We start from the raw sequence: 11,245 nt of genomic DNA on the forward strand, positions 1-11,245 counted from the left end.
TATTTTCTACCGCACTTGATGATATGGCCACTGACATGAATATTCCTCACCAAATCAACTTTACAGCCTCAATGTTTCAGATATTTTTTACAAACAAATCTGTCATTAATTATGAAACCTCTAAAAAAGCAGACTCTAAGAAATTTCAGAAAATGTTTAGAACATTATTGAAAAAAGGAATATTCATTGCCCCTTCACAATTTGAAGTGGTTTTTCTATCTGATGCTCACACAGAAAATGATCTAAACAAAACACTTGATGCATATGATGTAGCACTAAAATCGGTGAAAAAATGAAATACATTGTAGGTGCAAGAGGCAGTCAATTATCCATTGCTCAAACAAACTGGGTAATATCAGAACTAAAAAAAGTAAATCCGGACTGTGAGTATGAAATAAAATCTATTACGACCAAGGGTGATACTGATTCTAGGCCATTATTCACAATTAATCAGAAAGGAATCTTTGAAAAAGAAGTCGATAGGGCAGTATCTCAAAAAGAAGTCGATTTTGCAGTTCATAGTCTAAAGGATGTTCCTTCAGAATTAGATGAAAGTTTAATCATTGCATCTATTCCAAAACGTGAAGCAGTAAATGATGTCTTTATTTCATCAGATGGTTCTTCGTTGGAAAATATTAGGAAAAATGCAGTTATTGGAACAAGCTCACTTCGACGTGCAGTCCAAGTTTCAAGAATTAGACCTGATGTCACCGTAAAACCAATACGTGGAAATATTGAAACCCGAATAAGAAAAGCATCTGGAGAGAATTTTGATGCAATAGTTCTTGCACAAGCTGGTATCTCAAGATTAGGAGTTGATGTGAACTTTTCTCCACTATCAATTGATATGTTTTCTCCCTCTCCTGGGCAGGGCGCAATTGCAATTGTCGCTAGAGTAGATGATAAAAATACTATTTCTATGCTAAAAAAAATTGAAGATGCAGACTCTAGATTGGAAATAGAGGCAGAGCGAGCATTATCTGACTATGTGGATTCTGGATGTAGATTTCCTTTAGGTGCATATGCTAAATCAAATGGCTCAGAGATGACATTGACAGTATTTGCATTTTCTGTTGACGGAAAACAATCCCTACAAGTAAGCAAGACAGGCAGCAAAAATGATCCAAAATCACTTGGCAAAAATGCCGGAGAAGAATTGCGTAAGAAAGGAGTTAATGATCTTGCATTAAATTGGAGAGAAAAAGTAGAGGAATGGAATAACACATGACTGGAAGAGTATTTCTTGTTGGGGCCGGACCTGGTGATCATAAATTAATTACACTTCGTGCAGTTGAATTGCTAGAAAAAGCAGATGTTGTTTTGTATGATAGACTAGTAAGTAAAAAAATAATTTCAATGATTCCAAAATCTGTTGAAAAAATTTACGTTGGAAGAGCAGTAGGTGATGATACAACTCATCAACTTACTACAAATGACTTGATGGTAAAATATGCAAAATCTAAAAAAAATATTGTTAGACTAAAGGGTGGTGATCCTATAATCTTTGGACGTGGTGGTGAAGAAGCAGAATTTCTTAAAGAAAATAACATAAAATATGAAATTGTTCCAGGAATCACTTCTGGCATTGGCTCTGCCACATATGCCGGCATCCCATTAACTCATAGAAAGCATGCATCATCAGTAGTTTTTGTTACAGGTCATGAAGATCCTGAAAAGAAGCAAGAGATTGTAAAATGGAAAAGACTTGCAAAATCTGTCGATACAATTGTAATTATGATGGGACTATCAAGAATTGATATTATTTGCAGACAACTAATTGCTGGAGGAATGGATAAGAAAACTCCTGTTGCTGTAATTCAAAATGGTACTACTCCTAAACAAAAAATGATCAAAGGAACAGTTACAAATATTGCAAAAAAAGTTAAAGAAAACAAAATAACTCCTCCAACAAATATCATTATTGGAAATGTTGTTGATTTGTCTGATATTATTGGGTGGAAATAATGCTTGATGGAAAAACTATTGCCATAACACGTTCCAAAGACGACGCAACTGAATTCATTTCACTATCAGAGCAAAATCATGCAAAACCACTTCCATTACCCACAATTGAACTTGTAAGTAAGGGAGAAAAAATAGTTGATGAGTTTTTAGCCGCTGTTGCGAAGTACAATCCTGATTACTCTGTTTTTATGAGTTCAAAGGCAGTAAAACTTCTCTTTGATACGGCAAAACATGTTGAAAAATTAGATAAACTGCAATTAGCTGTTGCAAATACTATAGTCATGTCTGTTGGTCCAAAAACAACAATAGCCCTTGAAAATGAGGGCATCAAAGTAAATCTTCAACCTACTACATTTTCATCTGTTGGTGTCGGTGAGGAATTCACACAAATTAATGCAGTTGGAAAAAAAGTTATTGTACCTCGCAGTGGTGCATCAACACCATTTCTCAAAGAACTTTTAAACAAAATTGGAATTGATGTACTTGAAATTCATCTTTATGATGTTTGTGCATTTAGAGATACCACTCAATGGAATGAATTCAGAGAACTATTTTCTCAGAACAAAGTTGATGGGATAGTGTTTACCAGTGCATCTTCTGTACGTGGATTTTTTGAGATAATGTCAAAAGATTATGATGATGACAAATTACTTGAAAACCTTGCAAAATTATCTGTAGTCTCTATTGGTCCATTTACTTCAGATGAATTAAAAAAATTCAATGTTAAAAATACTGTATCTCAAGTTCACACCGTTGCAGGAGCCTTTGATGCAATGAAAAATACTCTTACTGCATAATCTAAAATTTAGCTAAAGCTATTTAGCTGTGCCTATTTTTCCTCATGTATTTATAATATAACGGGGTTATGATGGACATGGCAACTGAAAACCTCGATATGGATTATTCCAAATATGATTTTAAAGACTCTACAGAACTTTATGTCCACCTTAGCAAGAAAGGCCTGTCTAAGGAAACTGTAATCAGCATCAGTAAAATGAAAAATGAACCAGATTGGATGCTTGAATTTAGATTACGATCTTATGAAATTTTTATGAAAAAACCAATGCCAACTTGGGGTGGAGATCTCAGTGTTATTGATTTCCAAAATATCTACTATTATGCAAAAGCATCAGATAAAGTAGAAAAGAACTGGGATGATGTACCAGACAATGTTAAAAAAACATTTGATAAACTTGGAATTCCAGAAGCTGAAAAGAAATTCTTAGCCGGTGTTGGTGCACAATATGAGTCTGAAGTTGTGTATCATAGTCTAAGAGAAGACTTGGCAAAACAAGGCGTTCTGTTCTTAGATACTGATGCAGCTCTTCATGAACATCCGGAGATTTTCAAGAAATACTTTGGTAAAATTATTCCTCCAGAGGATAACAAATTTGCAGCACTAAACAGTGCAGTTTGGAGTGGTGGTTCGTTCATCTACATTCCACCAGGTGTCAAAGTCGACATGCCACTACAAGCATACTTTAGAATTAATGCTGAAAACATTGGTCAGTTTGAAAGAACATTGATCATCGCTGATGAAGGCTCAGAAGTTCACTATATCGAAGGATGTACTGCTCCTGTCTATTCTTCAGAATCACTTCACTCTGCAGTTGTAGAATTAGTTGCACACAAAGATGCTAAACTACGTTACACAACAATCCAAAATTGGAGTAGTGATGTGTATAATTTAGTTACAAAACGTGCTTATGCATATGAAGGTGCAACAGTAGAATGGATTGATGGAAACATTGGAAGTAAACTAACAATGAAGTATCCTGGAATCTATCTAATGGGTGAGCGAGCATATGGTGAGACACTCTCTATAGCATTTGCAGGAAAAGGACAACACCAAGATACTGGTGCTAAAATGGTTCATCTTGCACCAAATACTACATCTAAAATCACATCAAAGTCAGTAAGCAGATTAGATGGACGTTCAACTTACAGAGGATTACTTAATGTGGCAAAAGGTGCTACAAATGTCAAGGCAACTGTAAGATGTGATGCATTACTCTTAGATGATACATCCAAGACTGATACATATCCATACATGGAAATCAATCAGGAAGACGCAACAATTACTCACGAAGCAACAGTTGGAAAAATTGGTGATGAACAAATTTTCTATTTGATGAGTAGAGGATTTACTGAAGAGGAAGCACTATCTTTAATTGTTAATGGTTTCATGGAGCCATTTACAAAAGAACTTCCAATGGAATACGCAGTAGAACTCAACAGACTAATCAAACTAGAAATGGATGACTCTGTGGGATAAACTCCCAATTTACTTTGATTAAAAATGTCTCAAGAAGCGCTATCAAAAATCAACACAAACCATATCGATGAGATCTCCTCATCAAGAAATGAACCTGAATGGCTCAAAGATTATAGAAAAAACTCCCTTTCTATCTATGACAGTCTCCCCCTTGAAATGTCTCCTCTTTACAACAAATACACTGATGCCAAAAAAATGGATCCCGAACAAGTATTACTTTCAACATCTACTACTGAAACCATTCCGAGTTTTCTAAACAAAAGACTAACTGAGTTGGAAAATGAAACATGCATTATACAGATTGGAACAAACGTTCACAAAATCAATATTTCAGATGATTTAAAATCTAAAGGTCTTGTAATTTCTTCAATATCTGATGCAATTAAAAATAATTCTGAACTGGTGAAAAAGGCACTAGAATCTTCAAACTCTAATGATGATAAATTCACTGCATTAAACAATGCAGCATTTAACTCAGGAGTATTCATCCATATTCCACGCAATCTTGTCTTGGAGAAACCAATTCACTTTTTGGCATGTCTTTCTGAAGATGGTAATTCCACCATTGCTAGAAATATTATCTTTGCAGATGAAAGTAGTAAAGCTACAATTGTCCAAGAAATCTATTCTCCAAAAACAGAAAAACAACCCGCATATCTTGAATTACTAAACACAAATGTTGCAGCTAATGCACAACTAGATGTTACAACTTTACAATTAATGGATCAGCATACAGTAAACTTTTCAACAAGGCGTACTGATTTGGCACAAGATGCTAAAGTAAATTGGTATTCAGGATTATTTGGCTCTGTTTTATCTAGATACAAGATTGAATATTTTCTTAATGGCAGTGGTGCATCTGCAAACGATTCTGAAGTAATATTTGGAAATGATGAACAATCATTTGATATTCAAACTGATGTGAATCATGAAAGTCCATCTACTGATGCAAGAGTAGTTGAAAAATCAATTCTTAGAAACAAATCAAAATCTCTTTTCAAGGGAATGATTAGAATTAAAGAACATGCTGCAAAGTCAAATTCATTTCTGTCTGGCCGTTCTATTCTTTTAGATAAGGATGCAAAATCTGATGCAATACCTGGGTTGGAGATATTTACAAATGATGTAAAGGCTACACACTCTGCATCTGTTGCTCAGATTGACGAAGAGCAAATATTTTATCTTAAAACTAGATGTCTAACTCACGAAGAGGCTGAAAGAACTATTGTAGAGGGATTCTTGGAACCTCTTTCAAGAAAAATGTCCTTCCAAGTAAGGGCGTGGATTGCATATCTTATTGAATCTAAATGGGAAAATCGTGAACTCACAATTAACACTGATGCAGAATTAACTAAATTTGTTGAAGTAGAAGAGACACGTTATAATGAAGACGCAGAAATTGAGCAACACTACAAGTATCGGTGAATATTTTGTCAGAATGGATTAAAGCTTGCAAATTAGAGCAGGTAAAAGAAGGACAACTTTTTGGATTTGTGCATGATGATAAAAAACTTTTACTGGCTAATCTCAAAGGAAAAATTCATGCAACTGATTTAATTTGTACTCATGCTGATGCAGATCTTTCTACTGGCTTTCTCAGTGAAGAAGGTGTAAGATGCCCATTACATCTATCTGTTTTTAATTTAGATGATGGTAAACCTCAAAATCTTCCTGCAGAGACTCCTCTCAAAGTGTACAATGTTAAAATAGATGACAACGAAATTTACGTGGAGCTTTAAGAAATGCAAAGTACAGAATCATTATTTGAAAATATAAAAAAAGATTTCCCAATACTTCAAAGAACTGTTAGAGATAACAAACAACTTGTGTATCTTGATAATGCATCAACCACACAAAAACCAAATCAAGTAATTGACTCTATCACTGATTACTATCAAAATCATAATGCAAATATTCACAGAGCCGTATATGCACTAGCTGAAGAAGCAACTGAAGCTTATGAGGCAACTAGAGATAAAATCACAAAATTCATTAACATTGAAAATCGCCAAGAAATTATTTTTGTTAGAGGAACCACTGAAGCAATTAATCTAGTTGCATATGCCTGGGGCAGACCTCATATCAATGAAGGCGATATTGTAGTTACTACTGAATATGAACACCACAGTAACATTGTACCATGGCAACTAGTTACCCAAGAGAAACATGCCAAACTAGAATACATTCGAATGGATGATAATGGTGAATTAATTTTAGATGATCTTGACAAATATCTTGCAACAGGCAAAGTCAAGCTTGTAACCTTTAGTTTAATGTCAAATGTCCTTGGAACAATAACTAATGCTGAAAAAATTGTTGAAAAATGTAAATCCGCAGGCGTTTTCACACTAATTGATGGCGCTCAGGCAGTACCTCACATGAAAGTTGACATTGAAAAATTAGGATGTGACTTTTTTGCATTTTCAGGACACAAGATGTTAGGCCCAACAGGAATAGGTGTTTTATGGGTCAGAAAGTCTGTTTTGGAAACTATGGTTCCATTTCATGGTGGTGGTGATATGATTCGAGAAGTTCACAAATATGAAACAACTTGGAATGATTTGCCATACAAATTCGAAGCAGGCACTCCAAATATTGCAGATGTTGTTGGATTAGGTGCTGCAATTGACTATCTTACAAAAATTGGAATGGACAATATACGAGAGCATGAAATTGAACTGACAAAGTACGCTATTGAAAAATTATCTGAAGTCAAAGGACTTCAGATCTATGGTACACAGGATATGTCAAAACGTGGAGGTGTGATCTCTTTTAATTTTGCAGATGTACATCCTCATGATGTTGCTCAAATAATTGATGAAGAGGGAATTGCAGTACGTTCTGGGCATCACTGTGCTCAAGTATTAATGGAGCGCCTAAATGTTGCTGCAACATCCAGGGCTAGTTTTTACATTTACAATACTAAAGAAGACATTGATATTCTGGTAAATTCGTTAAACATTGTGGCAAAGGTGTTCAAACTATGAGTGGTAATGCAGATATTTATCATGAAATGATAGTGGATTATTCTAGAAACCCGATCAATTATGGGGAGATTGAAAACCATGATGTTACTTTTCACGATTCAAATCCATTATGTGGTGATAGCATAGACATTGATATGAAAATTGATGATAACAAAGTAACAGATATCAAATTTCATGGAAAAGGATGTGCAATTTGTATGGCTTGCTCTTCGGTTCTAACTGAAATTACAAAAGGTAAGACCCTTGATGAAGCACGAGCAATTGAAAAAAATGATGTACTAAGTGAATTGGGTTTGGAACATCTCCAGGCTGTTCGAATAAAATGTGCATTGCTTTCCCTTAAAGTGCTAAAATCTGCTCTTTACACCTACATTGGAAAGAATATGGAAGATACTCCTGATGTAGATAAACTAAAAGAAGAGGCAGCAAATCTGTACTAGTATGAGTGATTTTACTCCTACAATGCCAGTATCATTGCAAATTAGAAAAATAATTTTTGAAAAATTCAATGATCCTGATGGAAAATTCACTAATGATGAAATTTTTGAAATTATAAAAGAAAATGGCGATCTTGATCCTTCTTGGGTTATTGATGATGCTGAATCTTTTTTTAACGAAATTTGTGATTCTGGTCTTGCCCGAAACATTGCCCAGAACTTTACAACAATATGGATGAAATTATTCGATCCAATTGAAAAATTTCATTGCAATTCTTGTAACCATGATATCTATCTTGGACCATCAGAAGCAAGAATCTGTCCGAACTCTTCTTGTAAGTCTTCTATTTAGTTCTGTATTTTTTAGCTGCATCTTCTAATGCTTTAATCATTGGTAATTTTTCTCCTGTTAGATAAAGCACTAGTGCACCACCTGCAGTACTTACATGATTGATTTTTTCTGCCAATCCAAGTTTTTTAAGAACAGATGTCAGGTGTCCTCCACTTACAATTGTAGTTGCCATAGAGTTTGCAACAGAATCAAGTAATGCTTTAGTACCAAAACTGAAATTTTCTTTTTCAAAAAATCCTGCAGGCCCACTGATAAAGACAGTACCAGCACCCGCAATTAATTTTGAATAATATTCTACAGTTTTTGGACCTAAATCATAAATTTTATCAGTTTTAGCAATCTCTCTTACATCCATCTCTACTCTTGCCCCATCTTTGTCAATTGCAATGTCCACTGGTGTTGCAAACACATCTGGATATTCTCCTATCAAAGAATGAGCTTTTGCTACTACCTCATCTTCTCTTTTAATTCCAAGAGGTGATTTGATTCTGGCTTGTGCACGCATGAATACATTGGCAATCAAGCCTGTTAATAATACGTGATCTGCACGTCCATTTTGAATCAATAATCTGATTGCCTCTAATCTATCTGGAACTTTGGATCCTCCAAGTACAATCACATGTGGTGCTTTGGCCACCGTCATTATCTCATCTAGATTTTTAACTTCTCTTTCAACAATTCTTCCTGCACAAGCAGGAATTACTTGTGGGAATCCAACAATTGATGGGTGTGATCTATGTGCACTGGGAAATGAATCTAATACACATAGATCAAACAATTTTGATAATCTTGAAACCATTATTGTTTTTGCAGCGTTTTCTGGTGTAAATTCATAATTTTCCTCTGCACATAATCTTAGATTATCTAAAAGTAAAATATCTCCATCTTCTAAATTTTTAATTGCATTTTGAGCTGCCTCCCCAATAGTATCTTCGACATATTTAATTTCTCTATTCATTAATTTCTCAAGAACTTTGGCATGTTTGTCCATCCCTGTATAGTCATTATTGCCAACTCGTCCTTGATGTGATGCGACAACTACTTTGGATTCTTTTAGTGCTTGTAATGTCTCAATTGCTTCTTCAATTCTTTTAGTACCTGAAATTTCCATGGTATCTGGATCTATTGGACAATTCATATCCACTCTTACAAAAACGGTCATGCCCTTTAGGTCAAAATCATCTAGTGTGAGTACCTTCACGCCCTTTCTATTATCCCCTTGGTTAAATTCTTTGAGCCGATCATTTATTTTCACTAACATTATTTACAAACCGTGATTCATAATTTCAAAACTTATCTACTGACAAAAATTAAAAACTACCAACTTGAGGTTTAATTAATTGCAAAATTGGATTTTTGATATTAGGTCCCGCTCCTTTGTTTTACTGACTGCATTATTTCTTGTTCTTACTGGCTTGGTTTATTCTGGGGTCACTGATACTTTTGATCAAAGTATAGTTTTATTTTTTTCACAAAATGTTGGAAACCCTACAGTTGACAACTTTATGCAGTATGTGACAGAAAGTGGCGATGTTTTTAACATGTTATTATTTGGAATTATAGTTTTAATCATCCCAAAAACTAGAAGGATTGGAATTACTCTAATGATTTTAATTGTAATATCCACACTTCTTACTGGCTACATCAAATGTGGTGTAGATAGAGATAGGCCTGATTTTGAGTATGAGGGGGTAGATTTTCCTGTAACAATTAGCCGTGATACTTTTGCATTATTCTGTGAGGGTGGATTTGATGCATCATACCCTTCAGGCCATGCTGCAAGATCAATGATTTTTGCAATTATTCTCGGATATGCCCTCTCAGAGAGATTCCCACGTGGAGCCTATTTGATGTTCTTGTATCCTGTAATGATTTCACTTAGCAGAATTTATGTTCTACAGCATTATCCTATGGATGTAATTGGTGGAACTGTAATTGGAATAATGCTTGCCGGAGTTATGGCAAAACGAACAAAACTTTACAAAATTTTTGAGAAATCAAAAACCTAACTCAGTTAATGTAGAATTACTTATCAGAACTATTGCAAAATGTTTATCATCATGATGGTATGTCCAATATCTAATATCTCGAATTTCATTTTTTTGTCTAAGACCATGAGTTACTCCAGTTGTTACAGAATATCCAATTCTTTTAGCTAATTTTGTTTCTTTTGGCATGAGGACTCTGAATCCTTCTTTTCTTTCTTTGAATCCTAGATTTATCATATCTTCAACTGCATCTAATGCATCTTTTTCATTTTTTAGATCATATGTCTTTGATATCGGTAGATCTTTTGGATGAAAATCCATGCTTTTCTTAAAATCTATTGACTAATATTTTTTAAAAAATGATTTTTGCGATCAAAGTTAGTTAATTTTCTTAACTGGTAAGTCAAATCCTGATTATATTAACAACTTAACCGACTCTTTTTCTTTGATTGTATCATTGACATCATTAGAAAAAATAGTTATTCAATTAAGAAAAAAGAAGCAGGAAGCATCAAAGATTAGACAAAAAGCTGAACAAGAATTCAAACAAGTTCGTTCTGCTGAAAAACGATCTTCAACTGGATTGACAACCATTGATAAAAAAATTGAATCAGAACGAGAAGATGTCTCTGATGTATCTACTGTTCTAACACAAAAAAATTCACAATTAGAGAGTATTGAAAGATTGGTGGCTACTGCACAAGAAAAACTAATCCGTGAAAAAGAGGCCATAGAACAAGCACAGCAAGAAATAGAATTTGCTGAAAATCCTGAAGAAAAGGAGAATGCTGAGGCTAGATTACGCTCATTAAATACTCGTGTAGAAGAATTAGAATCTGAAATAAAAAACAGGCAAAAAACTGCCAAAAAGATATCTGATGAGGTCTCAAATTATTCTGATGTTAAATCAAAAATTGATTCAAAAATTCAAAAGCAAACAAAATCAAAACCAACATTACGTGAAACAATTACTCAAAGTAGAAAAACTGCTCAAAAACTAGAAAAAGAATTAGAAAAAAGAATCAAAACTGAAGAATCTATTAAAAATTCTTTAGAAAAAGCATCCTCAAAATTACGAGCACTTTTAGCAAATAAACGTAAATCCTCTAAAAAGAAACCAGTTAGAAAAACTGCAGCAAAGAAAAAGGTAGCAAAAAGAAAACCAGTTAGAAAAACTGCAGCAAAGAAAAAGGTAGCAAAAAGAAAACCAGTTAGAAAAACTGCAGCAAAGAAAAAGGTAG

At 34.2% G+C, this 11,245-nt stretch carries 13 protein-coding genes and 1 pseudogene; 12 read left to right on the plus strand and 2 right to left on the minus strand.

What is annotated here, in order from left to right; all coding sequences use genetic code 11:
• The 10 genes and pseudogenes from ACW9W3_RS07130 to ACW9W3_RS07175 form a co-directional block, all read left to right on the plus strand.
• Positions 1-296: pseudogene (locus ACW9W3_RS07130) on the plus strand (aspartate aminotransferase family protein); the annotation flags it as partial.
• Complete coding sequence (gene hemC, locus ACW9W3_RS07135) at positions 293-1,228, plus strand: hydroxymethylbilane synthase (RefSeq protein ID WP_457765461.1); 936 nt, start codon at positions 293-295, stop codon at positions 1,226-1,228. The pseudogene ACW9W3_RS07130 and the gene hemC, both read left to right, overlap by 4 nt.
• The gene (gene cobA / locus ACW9W3_RS07140; protein ID WP_457765462.1) at positions 1,225-1,965 is read left to right on the plus strand and encodes a uroporphyrinogen-III C-methyltransferase; all 741 of its coding nucleotides are present in this window, start codon (positions 1,225-1,227) and stop codon (positions 1,963-1,965) included. Before hemC ends, cobA begins: the two co-directional genes overlap by 4 nt.
• Complete coding sequence (locus ACW9W3_RS07145) at positions 1,965-2,762, plus strand: uroporphyrinogen-III synthase (protein ID WP_457765463.1); 798 nt, start codon at positions 1,965-1,967, stop codon at positions 2,760-2,762. The genes cobA and ACW9W3_RS07145 overlap by 1 nt, the downstream gene beginning before the upstream one ends.
• A gap of 77 nt (positions 2,763-2,839) precedes the next feature.
• Positions 2,840-4,240: a Fe-S cluster assembly protein SufB gene (sufB, locus tag ACW9W3_RS07150; RefSeq protein ID WP_457765464.1), complete on the plus strand. Its 1,401-nt coding sequence runs from the start codon at positions 2,840-2,842 to the stop codon at positions 4,238-4,240.
• Positions 4,241-4,264: 24 nt separating this feature from the next.
• Positions 4,265-5,665 (plus strand): Fe-S cluster assembly protein SufD, encoded by a 1,401-nt coding sequence (gene sufD, locus ACW9W3_RS07155; RefSeq protein WP_457765465.1) that lies wholly within the window; start codon positions 4,265-4,267, stop codon positions 5,663-5,665.
• Between the two features lie 5 nt (positions 5,666-5,670).
• Positions 5,671-5,979, plus strand: a complete 309-nt coding sequence (locus tag ACW9W3_RS07160; protein ID WP_457765466.1) for a Rieske (2Fe-2S) protein — start codon at positions 5,671-5,673, stop codon at positions 5,977-5,979.
• Positions 5,980-5,982: 3 nt separating this feature from the next.
• Positions 5,983-7,227, plus strand: a complete 1,245-nt coding sequence (locus ACW9W3_RS07165) for a cysteine desulfurase (protein ID WP_457765467.1) — start codon at positions 5,983-5,985, stop codon at positions 7,225-7,227.
• Positions 7,224-7,667, plus strand: a complete 444-nt coding sequence (locus tag ACW9W3_RS07170; protein ID WP_182130402.1) for an iron-sulfur cluster assembly scaffold protein — start codon at positions 7,224-7,226, stop codon at positions 7,665-7,667. The genes ACW9W3_RS07165 and ACW9W3_RS07170 overlap by 4 nt, the downstream gene beginning before the upstream one ends.
• A 1-nt stretch (position 7,668) precedes the next feature.
• Complete coding sequence (locus ACW9W3_RS07175; RefSeq protein WP_457765468.1) at positions 7,669-8,016, plus strand: hypothetical protein; 348 nt, start codon at positions 7,669-7,671, stop codon at positions 8,014-8,016.
• On the opposite strand, the gene ACW9W3_RS07180 is transcribed toward ACW9W3_RS07175, so the two are convergent.
• A complete protein-coding gene (locus ACW9W3_RS07180; RefSeq protein WP_457765469.1) occupies positions 8,009-9,277 on the minus strand; it encodes a phosphoglycerate kinase in 1,269 nt (422 codons plus the stop codon). The two genes, ACW9W3_RS07175 and ACW9W3_RS07180, sit on opposite strands and share 8 nt — an antisense overlap.
• 79 nt (positions 9,278-9,356) lie before the next feature.
• On the opposite strand from ACW9W3_RS07180, the gene ACW9W3_RS07185 reads away from it, so the two are divergent.
• On the plus strand, positions 9,357-10,025 hold the full coding sequence (locus tag ACW9W3_RS07185; RefSeq protein ID WP_457765470.1) for a phosphatase PAP2 family protein: 669 nt from the start codon (positions 9,357-9,359) through the stop codon (positions 10,023-10,025).
• On the opposite strand, the gene ACW9W3_RS07190 is transcribed toward ACW9W3_RS07185, so the two are convergent.
• Positions 10,014-10,325 (minus strand): hypothetical protein, encoded by a 312-nt coding sequence (locus ACW9W3_RS07190; RefSeq protein WP_457765471.1) that lies wholly within the window; start codon positions 10,323-10,325, stop codon positions 10,014-10,016. The genes ACW9W3_RS07185 and ACW9W3_RS07190 overlap by 12 nt on opposite strands.
• A 136-nt stretch (positions 10,326-10,461) precedes the next feature.
• On the opposite strand from ACW9W3_RS07190, the gene ACW9W3_RS07195 reads away from it, so the two are divergent.
• A partial coding sequence (locus ACW9W3_RS07195; protein WP_457765472.1) for an ATPase V occupies positions 10,462-11,245 on the plus strand: 784 nt, incomplete at its 3' end.

This window comes from Candidatus Nitrosopumilus sp. bin_68KS (assembly GCF_054095825.1).

Bases quoted from the DNA above. Each gene is read 5' to 3' on its own strand.
- hemC (WP_457765461.1), top strand. From the start codon at position 293: ATGAAATACATTGTAGGTGCAAGAGGCAGTCAATTATCCATTGCTCAA.
- cobA (WP_457765462.1), top strand. From the start codon at position 1,225: ATGACTGGAAGAGTATTTCTTGTTGGGGCCGGACCTGGTGATCATAAA.
- ACW9W3_RS07145 (WP_457765463.1), top strand. From the start codon at position 1,965: ATGCTTGATGGAAAAACTATTGCCATAACACGTTCCAAAGACGACGCA.
- sufB (WP_457765464.1), top strand. From the start codon at position 2,840: ATGGCAACTGAAAACCTCGATATGGATTATTCCAAATATGATTTTAAA.
- sufD (WP_457765465.1), top strand. From the start codon at position 4,265: ATGTCTCAAGAAGCGCTATCAAAAATCAACACAAACCATATCGATGAG.
- ACW9W3_RS07165 (WP_457765467.1), top strand. From the start codon at position 5,983: ATGCAAAGTACAGAATCATTATTTGAAAATATAAAAAAAGATTTCCCA.
- ACW9W3_RS07170 (WP_182130402.1), top strand. From the start codon at position 7,224: ATGAGTGGTAATGCAGATATTTATCATGAAATGATAGTGGATTATTCT.
- ACW9W3_RS07175 (WP_457765468.1), top strand. From the start codon at position 7,669: ATGAGTGATTTTACTCCTACAATGCCAGTATCATTGCAAATTAGAAAA.
- ACW9W3_RS07180 (WP_457765469.1), bottom strand. From the start codon at position 9,277: ATGTTAGTGAAAATAAATGATCGGCTCAAAGAATTTAACCAAGGGGAT.
- ACW9W3_RS07190 (WP_457765471.1), bottom strand. From the start codon at position 10,325: ATGGATTTTCATCCAAAAGATCTACCGATATCAAAGACATATGATCTA.